Annotated in this window: 18 protein-coding genes; 10 read left to right on the forward strand and 8 right to left on the reverse strand. The window is 59.0% G+C overall.

Translation table 11 applies throughout. The features are described from left to right. Positions 1-7 precede the first annotated feature (7 nt). Positions 8-496, forward strand: coding sequence for a low molecular weight protein-tyrosine-phosphatase (locus QVG21_RS02890; protein ID WP_287922078.1), 489 nt, complete (start codon positions 8-10; stop codon positions 494-496). Positions 497-527: 31 nt separating this feature from the next. Here QVG21_RS02890 and QVG21_RS02895 read toward each other — a convergent pair whose 3' ends face one another. After that, positions 528-1409: a PorV/PorQ family protein gene (locus QVG21_RS02895; RefSeq protein WP_287922081.1), complete on the reverse strand. Its 882-nt coding sequence runs from the start codon at positions 1407-1409 to the stop codon at positions 528-530. Between the two features lie 251 nt (positions 1410-1660). Next, positions 1661-2407, reverse strand: a complete 747-nt coding sequence (gene fabG, locus QVG21_RS02900) for a 3-oxoacyl-[acyl-carrier-protein] reductase (RefSeq protein ID WP_287922084.1) — start codon at positions 2405-2407, stop codon at positions 1661-1663. A gap of 154 nt (positions 2408-2561) precedes the next feature. Between fabG and glyA the strand changes: the two genes are divergently transcribed. Next, positions 2562-3842 carry a serine hydroxymethyltransferase gene (gene glyA, locus QVG21_RS02905; protein ID WP_287922087.1) on the forward strand — a complete coding sequence of 427 codons (1281 nt, stop codon included), beginning with the start codon at positions 2562-2564 and terminating at the stop codon, positions 3840-3842. Beyond that, a complete protein-coding gene (locus QVG21_RS02910; protein ID WP_251213718.1) occupies positions 3836-4537 on the forward strand; it encodes a DUF2461 domain-containing protein in 702 nt (233 codons plus the stop codon). Before glyA ends, QVG21_RS02910 begins: the two co-directional genes overlap by 7 nt. A gap of 71 nt (positions 4538-4608) precedes the next feature. Here the strand turns inward: QVG21_RS02910 and glmS are convergent, their stop codons facing one another. From glmS to glmM, 3 genes are all read right to left on the reverse strand, one after another. Next, positions 4609-6453: a glutamine--fructose-6-phosphate transaminase (isomerizing) gene (gene glmS / locus QVG21_RS02915; RefSeq protein ID WP_287922089.1), complete on the reverse strand. Its 1845-nt coding sequence runs from the start codon at positions 6451-6453 to the stop codon at positions 4609-4611. Positions 6454-6542: 89 nt separating this feature from the next. After that, a complete protein-coding gene (locus QVG21_RS02920; protein ID WP_287922091.1) occupies positions 6543-7904 on the reverse strand; it encodes a dipeptidase in 1362 nt (453 codons plus the stop codon). Between the two features lie 2 nt (positions 7905-7906). Next, positions 7907-9295 carry a phosphoglucosamine mutase gene (gene glmM / locus QVG21_RS02925; RefSeq protein WP_287922094.1) on the reverse strand — a complete coding sequence of 463 codons (1389 nt, stop codon included), beginning with the start codon at positions 9293-9295 and terminating at the stop codon, positions 7907-7909. 126 nt (positions 9296-9421) lie between these two features. Here glmM and QVG21_RS02930 point away from each other — a divergent pair, with 126 nt between their 5' ends. The 7 genes from QVG21_RS02930 to QVG21_RS02960 are packed head-to-tail and all read left to right on the forward strand — an operon-like array spanning position 9422 to position 15740. After that, a complete protein-coding gene (locus QVG21_RS02930; RefSeq protein ID WP_287922162.1) occupies positions 9422-10297 on the forward strand; it encodes a nucleoside phosphorylase in 876 nt (291 codons plus the stop codon). Between the two features lie 45 nt (positions 10298-10342). Beyond that, positions 10343-11467 carry a DNA polymerase III subunit beta gene (dnaN, locus tag QVG21_RS02935; protein ID WP_251213714.1) on the forward strand — a complete coding sequence of 375 codons (1125 nt, stop codon included), beginning with the start codon at positions 10343-10345 and terminating at the stop codon, positions 11465-11467. An 8-nt stretch (positions 11468-11475) separates the two neighbouring features. Further along, positions 11476-12243, forward strand: coding sequence for a 3'-5' exonuclease (locus QVG21_RS02940; protein ID WP_251213713.1), 768 nt, complete (start codon positions 11476-11478; stop codon positions 12241-12243). Positions 12244-12246: 3 nt separating this feature from the next. Next, on the forward strand, positions 12247-14091 hold the full coding sequence (locus tag QVG21_RS02945) for a LysM peptidoglycan-binding domain-containing protein (RefSeq protein WP_287922100.1): 1845 nt from the start codon (positions 12247-12249) through the stop codon (positions 14089-14091). A gap of 3 nt (positions 14092-14094) precedes the next feature. Next, on the forward strand, positions 14095-14742 hold the full coding sequence (locus QVG21_RS02950) for a redox-sensing transcriptional repressor Rex (RefSeq protein ID WP_251213711.1): 648 nt from the start codon (positions 14095-14097) through the stop codon (positions 14740-14742). 3 nt (positions 14743-14745) lie between these two features. Further along, positions 14746-15303, forward strand: a complete 558-nt coding sequence (locus QVG21_RS02955) for an adenylyltransferase/cytidyltransferase family protein (RefSeq protein WP_287922103.1) — start codon at positions 14746-14748, stop codon at positions 15301-15303. Positions 15304-15335: 32 nt separating this feature from the next. Further along, positions 15336-15740, forward strand: a complete 405-nt coding sequence (locus QVG21_RS02960) for an acyl-CoA thioesterase (RefSeq protein WP_251213709.1) — start codon at positions 15336-15338, stop codon at positions 15738-15740. Positions 15741-15817: 77 nt separating this feature from the next. Here QVG21_RS02960 and htpG read toward each other — a convergent pair whose 3' ends face one another. The 3 genes from htpG to trxA all read right to left on the reverse strand — a co-directional run bounded on the left by htpG (position 15818) and on the right by trxA (position 19358). Further along, complete coding sequence (htpG, locus tag QVG21_RS02965) at positions 15818-17878, reverse strand: molecular chaperone HtpG (protein WP_287922108.1); 2061 nt, start codon at positions 17876-17878, stop codon at positions 15818-15820. A gap of 163 nt (positions 17879-18041) precedes the next feature. Beyond that, positions 18042-19034 carry an aldose 1-epimerase gene (locus tag QVG21_RS02970; RefSeq protein WP_287922111.1) on the reverse strand — a complete coding sequence of 331 codons (993 nt, stop codon included), beginning with the start codon at positions 19032-19034 and terminating at the stop codon, positions 18042-18044. Positions 19035-19037: 3 nt separating this feature from the next. Then, positions 19038-19358 carry a thioredoxin gene (gene trxA / locus QVG21_RS02975; RefSeq protein ID WP_289181939.1) on the reverse strand — a complete coding sequence of 107 codons (321 nt, stop codon included), beginning with the start codon at positions 19356-19358 and terminating at the stop codon, positions 19038-19040. Positions 19359-19368: the final 10 nt, after the last annotated feature.

Genomic DNA, 19368 nt, shown 5'->3' on the forward strand with positions numbered 1-19368 from the left:
ACCGACCATGCCGGAAAAATACAAAATACTTTTCGTCTGCCTGGGCAACATCTGCCGCTCGCCGGCCGCCGAAGGCGTCATGCGGCGCCTTGCGGAAACGCAGGGGCTGTCGGAACGGCTCGAAATCGACTCGGCAGGCACCTACGGAGGCCATCGCGGCGAACTGCCCGACCCGCGGATGCGGAGCGCGGCGGCGAAACGGGGACTTGGACTTACGCACCGCTCGCGGAAGATAGAGGAAGAAGACTTCGCGGAATTCGACCGCATCGTAGTCATGGACGACATGAACTACGAAGATGTCCATCGGCTGGCGCCGTCGCGCGAAGCGGCGGAACGGATTGACCGCATGCGCGAATTCTTCCGGAAACACCCGGACCGGAGCCATGTACCCGACCCGTATTACGAAGGGCACGAAGGTTTCGAGCTGGTGCTGGACCTGCTGGAAGACGGTTGCGAAGGACTGCTGGAAACACTGAAAAAAGAGGGACGCATCTAACGTCCCTCTTTAGGCGAATATCGGGCGGACCCTAAAAATCGAGCCCGAAACTGATGCTGTAAGTATTGCGCAACAAGGTGTTCTTTGGGGCGAAAAGGTAGGCGAAGTCGAGCCGCAGGTGGAGGATGCGGAGCCCGGCGCCGACGCTGGCATAGGAGGGGTAGTAATCCCGCCGCTCGCCGTAATGGTATCCGGCCCGGAACTGCACGAGCTGCATGAGGTTGTACTCGGCGCCGACCGACACCTGGCACCCGCGCACGGGCGAAGGCGAAAAACAATAACCGAAATCGGCACCGACGGTCAGTTCGTGGGCGTCGGAAAGGAACGTATCCAACGCGACGCCGGCCGTGAGGCTGATGGGGAGCGAATAATCGCTCTTTTGGAAATAACCGCCCAGATTACCGAGCTTGGCGCCGACGCGCAAAGTGGAGAAGTCGCCGACGCTGTTCAAGGGCTTCATCCAACCCACGCTCAAATCGACCGCCAAGGCATCGCCCGAACCCTCGGAGCGCTTGAAGTGCATGTAACGGGTGACGCCGCCGACGGCCCAACGGTCGCCGATACGGCGCGAATAACCCAAATCGACGGCCATGTCGTTACCGCCGTGCTCGCGGAAGAACTGCCGCCAACCGATTTGGGTGAGGTTGAAATTGTCGAAACGCCAATAACCCGTAACGGCGTAATAATTGGACTTGCCCTGCCCGTAATAAGAAGACGAAACCTGCGACGGCATGAGCGAAAAAGCAGCCATGGCGGGATTGCTGTAAATGGGGTGGGAACCCGAAAGGGCAGTCATGGCGACACCGCCCATGGCGAGCGTCTTGGCGTCGGGCGACGGGAGCCAGACGACCTCCTGCGCCGGGGCCACCGACAGGCTCAACACGAAGAACGGGATGGACAAGAGACGTTTCATGGGAAAGACGATTAGATAATGCAAAGATAGTGCAATTCTACCGAAACTTGGCAGGCAGGGGAGAAACAATTACGTCGCTGCACTCCGTGATTGTCTGCGTCGCGGCGGCAAAACATCTGCGACAGAAAATCCCTGCGGGATACTGCTCTACACAAAAAATACCTGCTCAAGTCGAAACTTGGCAGGCATTTTTGTTTCGAGCAAAGCCTTGGGGCTTCTTTTCTGTCGCTTCTCTTTGCTCGTACCGCTCCTTAACAATTCATAGCGCCACAGCAGTGGATGACCTGGCCGGAGACGTACGACGAGAGGTCGGAAGCGAGGAACAAAGCGACCTTGGCGACGTCCTCGGGCGTACCGCCGCGACGCAGGGGAATCTGCTGGTACCAACCCTCCTTGACCTCGTCGGGCAGCTTATCGGTCATGTCGGTGATGATGAAACCGGGAGCGATGGCGTTGGCGCGGATACCGCGGGGACCCATCTCCTTGGCAATGGACTTGGCCAGACCGATCATACCGGCCTTGGAAGCGGAGTAATTGCACTGGCCGGCGTTGCCGCTGACGCCGACGACGGACGACATGTTGATGATCGAACCGCTCTTCTGACGTGCCATGATAGGCGTGACGGCGTGGATGAAGTTGAACGCGGACTTGAGGTTGACCGTCAGCACGGCGTCCCACTGAGCCTCGGACATGCGCATCATCAAACCGTCCTTGGTGATACCGGCGTTGTTGACGAGAATGTCGATACGGCCGAAATCCTTGACGATTTCGTCGATGACCTTGTGCGTATCCTCAAAATTGGCGGCGTTCGATGCGTAACCCTTGGCCTTGACGCCCAAAGCGGCGATTTCGGCCTCGGTAGCCTTGCCGTTCTCGTCGATGTTCAGGTCGGTGAAAGCCACGTCGGCCCCCTCGGCGGCGAACTGCAGCGCGATGGCCTTGCCGATGCCGCGTGCGGCACCCGTCACGACAGCCACTTTTCCTTCGAGTAATTTCATAGTCTTCAAATATTTTATGTTGAATCGTTTTGCCTGTTGCGCCGCGAAGATACGAAAAATATTTGAAACACGGCCGGAAACTCTTGAATTTCGGCGAAAATGACTTATCTTTACCCATCGAAAGAAGAACCAACAAAAACCCCGCAAAAAACTTATGGAAAGAGATTCCCGGATTTTCGATCTGATCGGTGCCGAACGCAGCCGTCAGATGCACGGCATCGAACTGATCGCCTCGGAAAACTTCGTGAGCGACCAGGTGATGGAAGCCATGGGCTCGGTGCTGACCAACAAGTACGCCGAGGGCTATCCGGCAGCCCGCTACTACGGCGGCTGCGAAGTGGTCGACCAAGTCGAAAACCTCGCCATCGAACGCATCTGCCGTCTCTACGGTGCCGAGTATGCCAACGTGCAGCCCCATTCGGGCGCGCAGGCCAACATGGCGGTATTCTTCGCGTGCCTGCAACCGGGCGACACGTTCATGGGGCTCGACCTGGCCCACGGCGGACACCTTTCGCACGGCTCGCCGGTAAACATGTCGGGCAAATATTTCAAGGCCGTAGGGTACAAGCTGGACGAAGCGACGGGACGCATCGACTACGACGCGATGGAACGGCTGGCGCTGGAGTGCAAGCCCAAGCTGATTGTGGGCGGGGCCTCGGCCTACTCGCGCGAATGGGACTACGCCCGGATGCGCGCAATCGCTGACAAGGTGGGCGCGCTGCTGCTGGTCGACATGGCCCACACGGCCGGACTGATTGCGGCGGGGCTGCTGGAAAACCCGGTGAAACATGCGCATATCGTGACCTCGACGACCCACAAGACCCTGCGCGGACCGCGCGGAGGTATCATCCTGATGGGCAAGGACTTCGAGAACCCGTGGGGACAGACCACCCCGAAAGGCGCGGTGAAGATGATGTCGCAGATACTCAACTCGGCCGTATTCCCGGGCATCCAGGGCGGGCCGCTGGAACATGTCATCGCAGCTAAGGCGGTGGCGTTCGGCGAAGCGCTCGACCCGAGCTACAAGGAATACCAGCGCCAAGTGCAGAAAAACGCCCGTGCAATGGCCGACGCCTTTGCGAAACGCGGCTACAAAATCGTATCGGACGGCACGGACAACCACCTGATGCTGGTGGACCTGCGGACGAAGTTCCCCGACCTGACGGGCAAGCTGGCCGAAAAATGCCTGGTGGCGGCCGACATTACGACCAACAAGAACATGGTGCCGTTCGACAGCCGCTCGCCGTTCCAGACGTCGGGCCTGCGCTTCGGGACCCCGGCCATCACGACCCGCGGTCTGAAAGAAGACAAGATGGACTGCATCGTGGAACTGATAGACCGGGTGCTGCACGACCCCGAAAACGAGGAGAACATTGCATCGGTACGCCGCGACGTGAACGCGCTGATGGCCGAATATCCGCTTTTCGCATGGTAATCCGCCCGGCCGACATGGAAGAAATCGTGGGCTTCTTCCGCCGTTTGGACGAAAACAACACCCGCGAATGGTTCGACGCGCACCGCAGCGAATGGACGCATGTGAAGGCGCTGGCAGCGAAGCTGACCGAAGAACTGATCGAGGGAATCGCGGCGTTCGACCCCACGGTACGGGGACTGCGGGTGCAGGACTGCACCTACCGCATAGCGCGCGACACGCGGTTCTCGAACGACAAAAGCCCCTACAAGAACTGGCTGGGAATCTTCGTGGCGCCGAAAGGCAAGAAATCGGGCTATGCGGGCTACTACCTGCACATAGCCCCGAAAGGCGACCGGATGATAGGCGAGCACATGCTGATTTCGGGCATCTACTGCCCCGAACCGCTGCTGCTGCGCTCGGTGCGCGAAGAAATTCTTGACAACGGAACGGAACTGCAAAAAGCCATCGACGCGGCCAAAGGATTCCGGCTCAACACAGACAACAAACTCAAACGCGTACCGACGGGATTTCCGGCCGACTGCGAACACGCAGAGCTGCTGAAGCACAAGGACTGGTGCGTAGAGAAACCGATAGACGAGAGTTTTCTGTATGCCGAAGATTTCGTGGAACGGGCGGTCCAGGAATTCCGGAAGACGCATGGCTTCATCGAAATCATCAACCGGGCCGTGCAATACGCCTACGAAGAAATGATGTAAGATAAAGGCGCCGACCTCACGAGAAGTCGGCGCCTTTATTTTTTGTTCCAGATTCTTCAGAATGACATTTCCTACTCGACCGTGACGGACTTGGCGAGGTTGCGCGGCTGGTCGACGTTGCGCCCCTTGTAGACGGCGATGTAATAAGCCATGAGCTGCAAGGGAATCGACACGACGATAGGCATGAGGCACTCGGTGATGACAGGCACCTCAATGCAATAATCGGCCGAACGCCGCACCTGCTCGTCGCCGCGCGCCATGACGGCGATGATCTTGCCGCCGCGGGCCCGGACCTCCTCGATGTTGGAAGCGGTCTTCTCGTACGTATGGTCGGGGGTGGCGATGGCGACGGTCGGCATCTCGGCGTCGATGAGCGCGATGGGCCCGTGCTTCATCTCGGCGGCGGGGTAACCCTCGGCATGGATGTAGGAAATCTCCTTGAGCTTCAAAGCCCCCTCCAACGCCGTGGGGTAATTGTAACCGCGGCCGAGGTAGATGAAATTGTGGGCATAGGTGAAAATCTTGGCCAAATCCTTGATTTGGTCGCCGACCTTCAACACCTCTTCGAGCGTCTGCGGCAACTCCAGCAAAGCCTTGGAGACCTCGCGGTAGTAATCGTCGGAGACGGTGCCTTTCTCGCGGCCGATGGCGAGCGCGAGCATGGCCATGACGGTGACCTGCCCGGTGAACGCCTTGGTCGAAGCGACGCCGATTTCGGGTCCGACATGGATGTAAGCCCCCGAATCGGTGGCGCGGGCGATGGACGAACCGACGACGTTGCAAATGCCGAAGACGAAAGCCCCGGCCTTGCGGGCCAGCTCGACGGCGGCCAAGGTATCGGCCGTCTCGCCCGACTGCGAGACGGCGATGACGATGTCGTCCTCGCGGATGATGGGGTTGCGGTAACGGAACTCCGAGGCGTACTCGACCTCGACGGGGATGCGGCAGATGGATTCGATCAGATGCTCGCCGATGAGCGACGCATGCCACGAAGTACCGCACGCGACGAAGATGATGCGGCGGGCGGCGACGAACTTGTCGCGGTGGTCGATGACGCCCGAGAGCTTGACCTCGTAGGTCTCGGCGTTGATACGGCCGCGGATGCAGTCGACCAACGTACCGGGCTGCTCGTAAATCTCCTTGAGCATGAAGTGGGGATACCCGCCCTTTTCGAGCTGGGAAATCGACAGCTGGAGCTTCTTGATGTCGATGTTGCTCTCCCGGTTGTCGAGGGTGACGACCTTCAAAGGCTTATGGCGGTTGATGACCGCGACCTCGCCGTCGTTGATGTAGACGAAATCTTCGGTATACTCGATGATGGAAGTGGCGTCGGAACTGAGGAAATACTCCTCCTGACCGATACCCACGACCATCGGGCTGCTCTGGCGCGCGGCGATGATTTCGTCGGGGTTGTTCTTCTCGATGATGGCGATGGCGTAAGCCCCGACGACCTGCTTCAAAGCCTGCTGCACGGCTTCGAGGAGCGAACAGCTGTTGGTCTTGCGGACGTACTCGATCAGATTGACGAGCACTTCCGAATCGGTGCTGCTGCGGAAAGTATAGCCGTTCTCGACGAGGGCGTCCTTGAGCACGCGGTAATTCTCGATGATGCCGTTATGAATCAAGGCGATGTCCTCGGATTCGGAGTAATGGGGGTGGGCATTGACGTCGTTGGGCACGCCGTGCGTCGCCCAACGCGTATGGGCGATACCGATATGACCGAAGAGGTCCTTGCCGTCGAGGAAATGCTCCAGATCGGCGACCTTGCCCTTGCATTTGTAGACGTTGAGCCCGCCGCCGGCCCCGACCAACGCGACGCCCGCACTGTCGTAACCGCGATATTCGAGCCTGTGCAGGCCCTTGATAAGGATGGGGCAGGCGTCGCGCCCGCCGACATAACCGACTATTCCGCACATGATGGGTCTTGTTTTTAGGGGTGCTAAATTAAGAAAAAAATCCGAATCGCCCTGCAAAAAGGCCCGGATTTGAATCCGGGCCCCAGCGGCTATTGCGCGAAATACTTATAAAACAGAGGAATAGTCTCGACGCCCTTGTGGAACTGGTCGAGCCCGAAACTCTCGTTGGGCGAATGGATGGCGTCCTCGGCCAACCCGAAGCCCAGCAGCAACGACTTAATACCCAGAATCTCCTCGAATCCGCTGATGATGGGAATCGACCCGCCCGAATAGAAAGGCAGGGGCTTGCAGCCGAAAGTATCGGCGACGGCGCGCTCGGCAGCCTTGTAAGCGGGCATGTCGGTAGGCGCCACGTAGGGCATGCCGCCGTGCAGGAACCTGACGGAGACTTTGACGCTCTTGGGCGCGACGCGGCGGAAATGGGCCTCGAAGAGTTTGCCTATCTTCCGGAAATCCTGGTTCGGGACCAGCCGCATCGAAATCTTGGCCGAGGCTTTCGAGGGAATCACCGTCTTGGTTCCCTCGCCGGTATAACCGCCCCAAATGCCGTTGACGTCGAGCGACGGACGGATTCCGGTGCGTTCGAGGGTGGTGAACCCGGCTTCGCCCTCGACGTCGCCGATACTGAGCGAACGCTTGTAGGCGGACAGGCTGAAAGGCGCCTTGTTGAAAGCCCGGCGCTCAGCGGGCGTGAGCTCGCAGACATCGTCGTAGAAGCCCGGAACCGTCACGCGGCCGTTCTCGTCGATAAGACCGGCGACGAGCCGGGCCAGCACGTTGGCGGGGTTGGCGACGGCACCTCCGAAGAGCCCCGAATGGAGGTCCTTGTCGGGCCCGGTCACTTCAACCTCCATGTAAGTCAACCCGCGCAACCCGCAGGTAATGGAGGGAGTGGACATGGAGAGCATGGAGGTATCCGACACCAGAATGACGTCGGCTTTCAACAACTTTTTATTGCGGCGGCAGAAACCGTAAAGGCTGGCCGACCCGATCTCCTCCTCGCCCTCCAGCATGAACTTGACGTTGCAGGGAAGCGAATCGGTGGCGCACATGGCCTCGAACGCCTTGGCGTGCATCCACAGCTGCCCCTTGTCGTCGTCGGCGCCGCGGGCCCGAATGCGGCCGTTCTCGATGACGGGCTCGAACGGGTCGGTCCGCCACTCGGCACGCGGGTCGACGGGCATGACGTCGTAGTGGCCGTAGACCAGAACGGTTTTGGCCTTGGGGTCAATGATTTTCTCGGCGTACACCACCGGATTGCCGTCGGTAGGCATCACTTCGGCCCGGTCGGCACCCGCCTTGACCAAAGCCGCGGCGAGCCACTCGGCGCAACGCTGCATGTCGGGCTTGTGCTCGGACTGCGCGCTGACCGACGGGATACGCAGCAAGTCGAACAACTCGCTGATGAAACGCTCCTTATTGGCGTCTATATAATGCTTTACTTTATCCATGTCTACAAGTTGCATATGGTTTTGATTTCGCTGATGAAACGCTGGGCCAGCGCATCGGCTTCGGCCATCGTCCGGGCCTCGGTGTAGATGCGGATGATGGGCTCGGTGTTGGACTTGCGGAGGTGGACCCAATTTTCGGCGAAGTCGATTTTAACACCGTCCGTATCATTCACGTTTTCATGGGCATATTTAGCCTTTACTTCACGCAGGACTTTATCTACGTCGATGGCCGGAGTGAGCGAGATTTTGTTCTTGGACGCGAAATAGGCCGGGTAAGTGGCCCGCAACTCGGTCATCTTCATGTTCTTGGACGCGAGCCACGTGAGGAACAAAGCCGTGCCCACCAGCGCGTCGCGGCCGTAATGGAGCTCGGGATAGATGACCCCGCCGTTGCCCTCGCCGCCGATGACGGCGCCGACCTCCTTCATCTTGGCGACCACATTGACCTCGCCGACGGCCGACGCGAAGTAACTGCCGCCGTAACGCTGCGTCACGTCGCGCAGAGCCCGCGACGACGAAAGGTTGGAAACCGTATTGCCCGCCTTGCGCGAAAGGACGTAATCGGCCACGGCGACCAACGTATATTCTTCGACGAACATCGAACCGTCCTCGCTGACGAACGCCAGCCGGTCGACGTCGGGGTCGACGACGATACCCAGGTCGGCCTTTTCGCGCACGATGGCTTCGGCGATGGCCGTAAGGTTCTCGGGCAGCGGCTCGGGATTGTGGGCGAACTCGCCCGAAGGCTCGCAGTTGAGCTCGACGACCTCGCAGCCCAGTTCGCGCAACAATTGGGGCATGACGATGCCGCCGACCGAATTGACCGCATCGACCACCACCTTGAAATGCCGTTTGCGCACGGCCTCGGCGTCGACCAGGGGCAGCGCCAGCACGCGGCGGATATGCTCGCCGTTGAAATCCTCGCGAGAGATGACATGACCGATGGCGTCGATGGCGGGGTAGTCGAAACCGCACTCCTCGGCCATGGCCAGCACCCGTTTGCCCTCGGCATCGGAAAGGAACTCGCCCTCGGCGTTGAGCAGCTTGAGGGCGTTCCACTGGCGGGGATTGTGCGACGCTGTAATGATGATGCCGCCGTCGGCCTTTTTAGTGATGACGGCCATTTCGGTGCCGGGCGTGGTACACAGCCCGACGTTGATGACGTCGGCGCCGCAGGCCAGCAGGGTGCCCTCGACCAGGTCGCCGACCAGCTCGCCCGACAGCCGGGCGTCGCGCCCCACGACTATGGTAAGTTTTTTGCCCGGATTGCGCTCGGCGATGAGCCGGGCGTAGGCCGTAGTGAACTTGATGACGTCGGGCGGCGTCAGGTTGTCGCCCGCAGGCCCCCCGATGGTGCCGCGGATGCCCGAAATGGATTTGATGAGCGTCATGGAAAGTATGCTGCAATTAAAGGTAAACCGGACTTCGGGGACGACGAAATTTTCGCCCGAAGTTTTGTAATTCGATGTAAATATATTACTTTTATGCCAATTATGAAAATCAAAAATCAGACGACCATGCGTACTATTCCCGCTTCCGAATTGATTATCAACGAAGACGGCTCCATTTTCCATCTGCATCTGCGTCCCGAGCAACTGGCCGACACGGTGATTCTCGTGGGCGACCCGGGCCGTGTGGCCCTGGTGGCCGAACATTTCGAGAACGTGGAATGCCGCGTCTCGAACCGCGAATTCAACACCGTGACCGGAACCTACAAGGGCCGGCGCATGACGGTGCTTTCGACGGGCATCGGCATCGGCAACATCGACATTTCGGTGACGGAGCTGGACGCGCTGGCCAACGTGGATTTCGCAACCCGGCAGGAAAAGGCCGAGAAACGGCAGCTCACGCTGGTGCGCCTGGGAACCTCGGGCGCCATCCAACCCGACATCAAGGTAGGCGACTTCCTGTTCTCGCGCACGTCGGTGGGCTTCGACGGACTGCTGAGCTACTACAAAGGCCGCGACGCCGTCTGCGAGCTGGAACTGGAAGAAGCGTTCGTGAAGCACACGGGCTGGTACGAGAAGATGCCGCGCCCCTATTTCGTGAATGCGGACAAGACCCTTTTCGAGCATTTCAAGGATGCGACGACGGAGGGCATGACCATCGCGGCGCCGGGCTTCTACGCCCCGCAAGGCCGCTGGGTGCGGCTCGAACCGCACGACGCGCATCTGAACGAAAAAATCGAATCGTTCGACTTCGGCGGCCGACGCATCACCAACTTCGAGATGGAAGGCTCGGCGCTGGCGGGCCTGGCGGCGCTGATGGGCCACCGTGCGGCGACGATCTGCACGATTATCGCCCAACGCATCGCGCTGGACGCCTGCACGGACTACAAACCGTTCGTGAAGAAAATGATTGTCATGGCGCTGGACAAGCTGGCGACCCTGTAAGAGAAAAGCAAAGAACATAACAGAAATAAACAGAAAGAAAAAAGTATGAAATTCTCAGTATCAAGCTCCGCACTGCTCTCGCTGCTGGCGACGACCGGAAAAGTCATCAGCAACAAAAATACGCTGCCCATCCTCGACTACTTCCTGATGGAGTTGAGCGGCAGCGAACTGAAGGTGACCACCTCGGACCTCGAAACGACGCTGGTAGGCTCGATAGCCGTGGAGAGCGTGGAGAGCGAGGGCACGATTGCGGCCCCGGCCAAACTGATGCTCGATTCGCTCAAGGAATTTCCGGAGATGCCGCTGACCGTCGACGTCAACGACCAGAACTGGGAAATCAAAATCAACTGGAAGAGTGGCTCGCTCTCCATCCCGGGAGCCAGCGCTGTGAGCTATCCTGCCGTGCCGCAGCTGAGCGCGGAGAAAAAGGAACTGAAGATGGACGTCGACACGCTGGTGGCGGGCATCAACAAGACGATATTCGCGACGGCCGACGATGAACTGCGCCCCGTGATGAACGGCATATTCATCAGTCTGACGCCCGGCGCGCTGACGTTCGTAGGCACCGACGCCCACAAACTGGTGAAACACGAATCGGAAATGGAGAACGCGGAGACCGCCTCGTTCATCCTGCCGAAGAAACCGGCGAACCTGCTGAAATCGGTACTGCTCAAGGAAGACGACGCCATCGAAGTGGCTTTCGACTCGAAGAACGCCCAGTTCAAACTCAAGAGCCACACGCTGGTATGCCGGCTCATCGAGGGCAACTACCCGAACTACAATGCGGTGATTCCGGAAAACAACCCCAACAAGGTGCTGGTGGACCGCATCGAACTGCTGAACGGCATCAAGCGCGTGGCCGTCTGCTCGAACCCGACGACCAACCTGATCCGCATGGACATCGCGGCCAACAAGATAACGCTCACGGCCCAGGACATCGACTTCTCGGTATCGGCCAACGAAACGATTTCGTGCAGCTACGACGGGCAGGAAATCTCCATCGGCTTCAAATCGACCTTCATGGTGGAAATCCTCTCCAACATGGAGACCCCGACCGTGATGGTGGAACTGGCCGACTCGACCCGCGCGGGCGTCTTCAAACCCGTCTACGACGAGAAGCAGACGAGCGCGACGCTGATGCTGCTGATGCCGATGATGATTAACGCATAAGGGCGCGTATGAAGCTGAACCTGAAGCGGCCGATCGTCTTCTTCGACCTCGAAACCACGGGTGTGGACGCCTCGAAAGACCGCATCGTGGAAATCTCGATGATAAAGGTCATGCCCGACGGCACGGAAGATACCCGGACCCGCCGCATCAACCCCGGAATGCCCATACCGGCCGAAGCGACGGCCGTGCACGGGATAACGGACGCCGACGTGGCCGATGCGCCGAAATTCGCGCAGGTGGCCAAGTCGCTCGAAGAATTCATCCGCGGCTGCGACTTCGGAGGATTCAACTCCAACCGCTTCGACCTGCCGCTGCTGGTCGAGGAGTTCATGCGGGCGGGGCTCAGCGTAGACCTCAAGCGCCGCAAATTCATCGACGTGCAGAACATCTTCCACAAAAAGGAACAGCGCACGCTGGTGGCGGCCTACAAGTTCTACTGCGACAAGGAACTCGAAGACGCCCACTCGGCCGAAGCCGACACGCGGGCGACCTACGAAGTGCTCAAGGCCCAGCTCGACCGCTACGACGACCTGGAAAACGACGTGGACGCACTGGCGGCCTACTCCTGCCGGGGCGAAGCGGCCGACTATGCGGGGCGCATCCTCTACAACGAAAAAGGGGAGGAGGTCTTCGGATTCGGCAAGTACAAAGGCCGCTCCGTAGCCGAAATCTTCCGCGAGGAACCGAGCTACTACGCGTGGATGATGAACGGCGACTTCCCGCTCTACACCAAAAAGGTCATTACCGAAATCCGGATGCGCGATAAACTGAAATAAGGAATGAAACGACTGTGCGTCGCCGTGCTGCTGACGGTATGGGGGCTCTGCGCCCTGGCTGCGGAGAAATCCGGAATCATCGTCAGCATCAACGGCACAAAATACTATATCCACACCGTGCAGGCGGGAGAGACGCTCTACGGCCTGTCGAAAACCTATGCGGTCGGCGAACGGGTCATCGTCGAAAACAATCCGGAGACGGCCGCAGGACTGAAAGCGGGGACGAACCTCAAAATCCCCTACGTCTCCTCGCTGGCCGAACAGATGCCGGAGAAGAAGCTCCGCCGGACCTTCACCAAACACTACGTAGCCAAGGGCGAGACGCTCTATGGGATCTCGCGGGAATACGAAATCCCGATACAGACCATCATCGAGGACAACCCGTCGCTCGACCCGATACGCCTGCGGCCGGGCGAGAGGATACTGATCCGCAAGAAGAAAATCGGCTCGGAAGACGAAGCGGGAAGCCGCGCGCAGTGGGAAGAATACCGCTCGTCGCTCAACAGCATAGCCGCCCCGGGCGACGCCTACCACATTGTCCGGCAGGGCGAAACGTTCTACTCGCTCTCGAACCACTACGGCATCAGCGAAGAAGAACTCTCGCGGCTGAACGACGGGCTGAAACCCTCCGAACTGAAAGCCGGAGCGATGATAAAGGTACCGAGCGCCGAAACTCCGGCCCCGGCACAGCCGGAGACACCGGCAGAAGAACCCGAAACACCAGTCCCGGCCGACACGCTGGAGCAGTCGAAACCTTTCGGCGAAGTGGAATTCCGGGCGCTGAAACCCTCCGAGACGCTCAAGGTGGCCCTGCTGCTGCCGCTCTCGACGCAAACCGCCGGAGCCAACACCAACTACTTGGAATTCTACCAAGGCTTCCTGCTGGGGCTCGACAGCGTGAAAACCCGCTACGGCTATTCGGTCGACCTGACGCTGTTCAACACGGGCCGCGACAAGGAAAAGGTGGAGGAATTCATGAAGAGCGAAGAATTCCGCAGGTCCGACCTCATCGTAGGCCCCATCTACGAAGAGGAAACGCACACGGTGGTCCGCTTTGCCGAAAAGCGGCGGATTCCGGTGGTATCGCCGCTGGCCCACATCGAAAACCTCGGAAGCGATGCGCTGTTCCAACTGGCACCCGCCCCGGCGCACAAATACGACAAGATAGTCGATTCGCTGGACGGCCGCCGCATCACGCTGATATACACGGCCGACACGGACCATGAATTCGAGGCCGAAATACTGGCGCTGCTCGGCGACCGCGAATACCGGAAGCATACCTATAAATATGAACATCCCAACGACATCGCCAAGCACCGCAACTACAGCCCGGCCGATCTGACGCCATTACTGAACAACGAAGAGAACAACCTCTTCATCATCATGGCCGACAACGAAGTGGACGTGGACCGGATTCTGGCGGCGCTGGCCTCGGCCGACACGAGCATCACGACCCGCGGACGCATCGTACCCCGCTTTGCCGTGCTGGGCAATGCGCGCTGGAACCGTTACAGCAACATCGACCGCGCAATGTTCTTCAAGGACCGGGTGATTTTCCTGACGACCTACCACGCCAAACGCGATACGGATGCCGTGCGGGCATTCGACGGCGCCTACATCCGGGCGTTCGGAACGCTGCCGACGCTCTACTCCTACCGGGGATTCGACACGGCGATGATTTTCTGCCCGGCCATGTTCGGCGACATCGAATACGACATGGAGGGCCGCCGCTACCGGCCGCTTCAGACGGCCTACGTCTTCGGGCAGGAGCAGGAACACCAGAACCACGTGAACAACAACTGGATGCGCGTGAACTACCAATCGGATTTCACCATAACCGTCGAATAAGGCATGGGAGCTTTGACCAACGGGATTCCCGAAAAAACCATCGAACGACTGAGCGAATACCGCCGCACGCTGCTGACCAGCCACCGGCAGGGCATCACGCACATCTTTTCGCACGTATTGGCCGGAATCCACGGAATCACGGCCGTGCAGGTGCGCCGCGACCTGATGCTGATAGGCTTTTCGAGCGACACGAAAAAGGGCTACGACGTACAGGTGCTCATCGACTACATCAGCAACATCCTCGACAGCCCGGCGCCGATGAACATCGCCGTACTGGGCATGGGCCACCTCGGGCAGGCGATTACGAAGTACTTCAACGGCAAGGGGCTGAATCTGAAGATCACGGCCGCATTCGACGTCGACCCGGAAAAGGTGGGCAAGAAAATCGACGGCATTCCGTGCTACCACATGAACGCTTTCGAGAAGATGGTCGAAGACAAGGACATTTCGATTGTCATCCTCTCGTCGCCGACGAAAGTCGCGCCGGAGCTGGTGCTGCCCATCATCAACGCCGGAATCAAGGGGGTGCTGAACTTCACCTCCACGCCGCTGAACTTCCCGCAAGGAATCGTGGTCGAGAACTACGACATCACGACGCTGCTGGAAAAAGTGGCCTACCTGGTCAAGGAAAACGACGCTTCCAATCCTTAGGCGATGCGCGTTTTCGAGGGATTCGGTTCGCTGCCGGGTTTCAGGCATGCGGCCGTGACGGTAGGCTCGTTCGACGGGGTGCACCTCGGCCACCGGGCGCTGCTCGAACGGCTGACAGCGGAAGCTGAGGCGGCTGGCGGCGAAAGCATTGTCATGACTTTCGAGCCGCACCCACGCATAGCGCTGGGCCGGGCCGAAGGACTGCGCCTGCTGACAACCTTGGAAGAAAAGATAGGTCTGCTGGAACAATCGGGCGTCGGCAATGTGATTGTCATCCCGTTCGACCGGGCATTCGCTGCGCTGTCGGGACGCGACTTTATCGAACGCTGCATCTGCGGTGCGGCAGGCGCCGAAACGCTGATTGCCGGCTACAACCATCGGTTCGGCCACGACCGAACCGGAGCCGACGAAATCGAAGCGTCGGGACTGCTGCGGGTAGTGCGGGTCGGCGAATACCGGCTCGACGGACAACATGTCAGCTCCACGGTCATCCGCCGACTGCTCGACGAGGGCAAAACCGCCGAAGCCGAACGGCTGCTGGGGCGCAGAATGAAGAATTAAAAATGAAAAATTAAGAATCCATCTTCTACATCATGAAATCTTTCGACTGCCGGATTCGCGTGTGGTACAAGCACACCGACCAAATGAGCATCTGCCACCACTCGAACTATATCTGCTACTACGAAGCGGCCCGCAGCGAATGGATGCGCGCGCTGGGACTGCCGTTTGCGGAGGTCGAACGCCGCGGCATCATGATGCCCATCCTGGAAGTGCAGTCCAAATACCTGCGTCCGGCCTACTACGACGAACTGCTGACGGTGCGCATCATGCTGAAAGAACTGCCCGCGGCCCGCATCACGTTCCACTACGAAATCTACAACGAACGCGGCGACCTGCTCAACACAGGCATGACGCAGCTGGGATTCATCCACAGCGACACCCGCCGTCCCTGCCGCTGCCCCGAGTGGTTCCTCGAAGTGCTCGGCAAGCAGGAATAAGCGGGCCTGCCGAACTTACGAACAAAAAAACGGGAGCGGAAAAATCCGCTCCCGTTGCCATTCGGACGTATCCGGCGCTACTTCTCGATCAACGAAATCGAACGCTGGATGAAATCGGTAAGGCTCTTGCCCTTGAGCATGCCGTTGGTCAGCAAGGCAAGGTCGATGATCTGCCGCACCAGCCGATTGCTGCTGCCGATCTCCTTGAGCCGCTCGTTGCGCTCGTCGCGCAGGGTGACGATTTTCTTGGAAAGCTCCTCGCGCGTGGACTTCTCCTCGGCCGAAAGCTCCTCCTCCTTCTTGCCTTTGACCACTTCGTCGAAGCGCGCTTCCTCGCCGACAGCCGCGTCGATTTTCTTGGTGATGCTCTTGAGCTTGTCGCCGTAGGCTTTCTCCACGTCGGCCAAAATGTCGATGACGATAGGGTGGTTGGCATTGACCGCGATGGTGAAATTGTCGGGCATCTGACCGTAGAACTGGCTCATTCCGCCGCCGCTCACCTGCGCCATCTCCTTCATGCGGCGCATGAACTCGTTCTGCGTAATGACCACGGGGGCTTCGTCGGGCGACATGGGCTCGAACGAAATCTGATAGTGAATCTTCCCGTCGGCGGGCATCTGGCTCTCGAAGACCGGGGTGAGAATCTCCTGCTGGGCTTCGGTCAGCGCCATCTTGAGTTGCTCGTCTTTCTGAATGAGCTTGTCGACCACGTCGCTGTCGACACGGACGAACCGGGTGCCCTGGTTCTTGGATTCGTACCAGTTGATATAGTGGTTGTCGAGCTGGCCGTTCATCTCCAGCACGTCGTAGCCCTTGCCTTTGGCCGCTTCGAGGAACGTGTGCTTCTCCACGGGGTCGTCCACGTAAAGGAAGATGAGCGTCTTGTTCTTGTCGGTCTGGTTCTCCTTGACGAGGTCGGTGTACTCCTTGGCCGTGAAATACTTGCCGTCGACATTCTTCCACAACATGAAATCGTTGGCTTTCTCGGCGAACTTCTCGTCCGTAAGGATGCCGTACTGGATGAAAATCTTCAGATCGTCCCACTTGGCCTCGTAGTCGGCGCGCATGGTGGTGAAGAGTTCCTGCAAGCGGTCGGCGACCTTGCGGGTGATGTAGCTCGAAATCTTCTTCACGTTGGCGTCGCTCTGAAGATAGCTGCGCGACACGTTGAGCGGGATGTCGGGCGAGTCGATGACGCCGTGCAGCAGGGTCAGATACTCCGGCACGATGCCTTCGACCTGGTCGGTGACGAAGACTTGGTTGGAGTAGAGCTGAATCTTGTTTTTCTGAATCTCGAAATTGTTGTGAATCTTGGGGAAATAGAGAATACCCGTCAGGTGGAACGGATAGTCGATGTTCAGATGGATGTAGAAAAGCGGATCGTCGCTCATGGGGTAGAGCTCGCGGTAGAACTCCTTGTATTGCTCCTCGGTGATTTCGGTGGGCTTGCGCGTCCAGAGCGGCTCTACGTTGTTGATAACGTTGTCTTTGTCGGTGTCGACGTATTTGCCGTCTTTCCACTCCTTGACCTTGCCCGAAACGATGGGCACGGGCAGAAAACGGCAATACTTGCGCAGCAGGTCGTCGATTTTCGACTGCTCGGCGTATTCGAGGGCGTCCTCGGAGAGGTGCAGCACGATGGTCGTACCGCGGTCGCGCTGCTCGGAGAGCTCCTCCATCTCGAATTCGGGCGTTCCGGTGCAGCTCCAATGCACGGCCTTGGCACCCTCCTGATAGGAGCGGGTGAAGATTTCGACCTTGTCGGAGACCATGAACGACGAATAGAAACCCAGACCGAAGTGGCCGATGATGGGCTGGTTCTGATACTTGGCCATGAACTCCTCGGCACCCGAGAACGCAATCTGGTTGATGTACTTGTCGACCTCGTCGGCCGTCATGCCGATGCCGCGGTCGGTGACGGTGAGCGTCTTATGCTCCTTGTCGGCGGCGACGCGCACGGAGAGGTCGCCCAACTCGCCCTTCACCTCACCGATGGAAGAAAGGGTCTTGAGCTTTTGGGTGGCGTCCACCGCATTGGAAATCAGCTCGCGCAGAAAGATTTCGTGGTCTGAGTAAAGGAACTTCTTAATCACGGGGAAGATGTTCTCCGTCGTAACTCCGATTTTTCCGTTTTTCATAGTTTTATCGTTGTTATTTGCATTGTTCGTCTGCGCGCAAGAAGCACAAAGGGTGTGCCAGCCCCTTTTTCTGCCATTTTGGCAGTCCGGGACTGACAAACCGCTGCAAAAAAAGCGGACGACAAAGGGTGTCGGTCCGCTTTTCCAAGAAATATTCCCGCAGCTACCGGGCGTAAAGCCGGAATTTCATGCGCCATTTGTCGCCGGGAGCGACGGCCTGGAATCCGGCCGCGGCGGGGTCGGCGGCATTGGGCGCGTTGGTAGTCCACGACTGCGGTTCGGGACAACAATAAGGCACCTGCCCGCCGTTGTTCCAAACCGTCCAATAAGTCGTCTGTCCGTCCACCTCGTAGAACGTGCGAACGCCCGTCCGCAGATTCTCGACCAGCGCACCGCGGAACGGCTTGCCGTCGACGTCGATTTCGCGGAGCGTGAACCCGGCTTCGATGGGTCCGCACCCAGTCACCTGCAACCCTCCGTCGCGCAACTTGGCGAACTGCTCCGACAAAGGCAACTTCCTGCCTGTGGGAAGATTGCGCCCGCTCAGTTCAACTTGCTCGCCAACTGCGACCCGCATGACGTAATCGGCATCCGTACCGCCGGCGAACGGAATGCGCATGGGGGTATGGAATCCCACCCCCACGGGCATCGGCGTGCGGCTGCGGTTGGCCAGCATGACCTCCTGCTCCAACCCGCCAGCCGAAAGCCGATAGGTGATCTTGCACTTGAACTCATGGGGAAAATCCCTGAAAATCGCGTCGTTGGCCGCATTGGAGTAATAACGGCACTCGATCAGCACCTCGTCGTCCGTCTCCACGGCCTTGGAAACCGCGAACGGCTGGCTTTTGAGAATGCCGTGGTGGTAGTTGTGCTCCTTCTCGATGGTAATCGGGTACTGGTAAGTACGCCCGTCGAAAGTATAGCGGCCGTCCTCGATGCGGTTGGGCGGAAAGAGAACCGGCAGGCCGAAGACCTGCGGACGGCCCAAGAAGGTCTCCGCCTCGTCGGCCGCGGGAGTGCGCAGAATCTCAGCGCCCAACCGGGTATTGGCCAGCCGCACGAGGTTGGCGCCGACCGACGGGACGAGCAAAGCCGTATAATCGCCCTTGGAAAACTCCACGGCCTGCAACCCGTGGAAATCGACACAGCGAATCATCGCCTACAGCAGATTTTCGATTTTGGCTTTCAACACGTCTTTCGAGACGGCACCGACCTGCTTGTCGACGACCTCGCCGCCCTTGATGAAGACGATGGTGGGGATGTTGCGCACGCCGTATTTCATCGTGATTTCGTCGTTGTCCTCGACGTCGCACTTGCCGATGAGTACCTTGCCCTCGAACTCGGCGGCGAGCTCGTCGACGATGGGGGCGACCATGCGGCAGGGGCCGCACCACTCAGCCCAGAAGTCGATGACGACGGGCTTGTCCTGAGCGAGAATTTCCTGGAAATTCTCCTTGCTGATTGCTAATGCCATAGTGATATGAAATTGA

The organism is Alistipes sp. UBA6068, from assembly GCF_949428155.1.
Lineage (GTDB): Bacteria > Bacteroidota > Bacteroidia > Bacteroidales > Rikenellaceae > Alistipes > Alistipes muris.

What these genes read in the sequence shown, in the direction of transcription:
- QVG21_RS02890 (WP_287922078.1), top strand. Translation starts at nt 8, where the DNA reads ATGCCGGAAAAATACAAAATACTTTTCGTCTGCCTGGGCAACATCTGC.
- glmS (WP_287922089.1), bottom strand. Translation starts at nt 6,453, where the DNA reads ATGTGCGGAATAGTCGGTTATGTCGGCGGGCGCGACGCCTGCCCCATC.
- QVG21_RS02930 (WP_287922162.1), top strand. Translation starts at nt 9,422, where the DNA reads ATGCGTACTATTCCCGCTTCCGAATTGATTATCAACGAAGACGGCTCC.
- glyA (WP_287922087.1), top strand. Translation starts at nt 2,562, where the DNA reads ATGGAAAGAGATTCCCGGATTTTCGATCTGATCGGTGCCGAACGCAGC.
- QVG21_RS02920 (WP_287922091.1), bottom strand. Translation starts at nt 7,904, where the DNA reads ATGGATAAAGTAAAGCATTATATAGACGCCAATAAGGAGCGTTTCATC.
- QVG21_RS02970 (WP_287922111.1), bottom strand. Translation starts at nt 19,034, where the DNA reads ATGATTCGCTGTGTCGATTTCCACGGGTTGCAGGCCGTGGAGTTTTCC.
- dnaN (WP_251213714.1), top strand. Translation starts at nt 10,343, where the DNA reads ATGAAATTCTCAGTATCAAGCTCCGCACTGCTCTCGCTGCTGGCGACG.
- QVG21_RS02955 (WP_287922103.1), top strand. Translation starts at nt 14,746, where the DNA reads ATGCGCGTTTTCGAGGGATTCGGTTCGCTGCCGGGTTTCAGGCATGCG.
- QVG21_RS02895 (WP_287922081.1), bottom strand. Translation starts at nt 1,409, where the DNA reads ATGAAACGTCTCTTGTCCATCCCGTTCTTCGTGTTGAGCCTGTCGGTG.
- QVG21_RS02960 (WP_251213709.1), top strand. Translation starts at nt 15,336, where the DNA reads ATGAAATCTTTCGACTGCCGGATTCGCGTGTGGTACAAGCACACCGAC.
- QVG21_RS02940 (WP_251213713.1), top strand. Translation starts at nt 11,476, where the DNA reads ATGAAGCTGAACCTGAAGCGGCCGATCGTCTTCTTCGACCTCGAAACC.
- fabG (WP_287922084.1), bottom strand. Translation starts at nt 2,407, where the DNA reads ATGAAATTACTCGAAGGAAAAGTGGCTGTCGTGACGGGTGCCGCACGC.
- htpG (WP_287922108.1), bottom strand. Translation starts at nt 17,878, where the DNA reads ATGAAAAACGGAAAAATCGGAGTTACGACGGAGAACATCTTCCCCGTG.
- QVG21_RS02950 (WP_251213711.1), top strand. Translation starts at nt 14,095, where the DNA reads ATGGGAGCTTTGACCAACGGGATTCCCGAAAAAACCATCGAACGACTG.
- glmM (WP_287922094.1), bottom strand. Translation starts at nt 9,295, where the DNA reads ATGACGCTCATCAAATCCATTTCGGGCATCCGCGGCACCATCGGGGGG.
- QVG21_RS02945 (WP_287922100.1), top strand. Translation starts at nt 12,247, where the DNA reads ATGAAACGACTGTGCGTCGCCGTGCTGCTGACGGTATGGGGGCTCTGC.
- QVG21_RS02910 (WP_251213718.1), top strand. Translation starts at nt 3,836, where the DNA reads ATGGTAATCCGCCCGGCCGACATGGAAGAAATCGTGGGCTTCTTCCGC.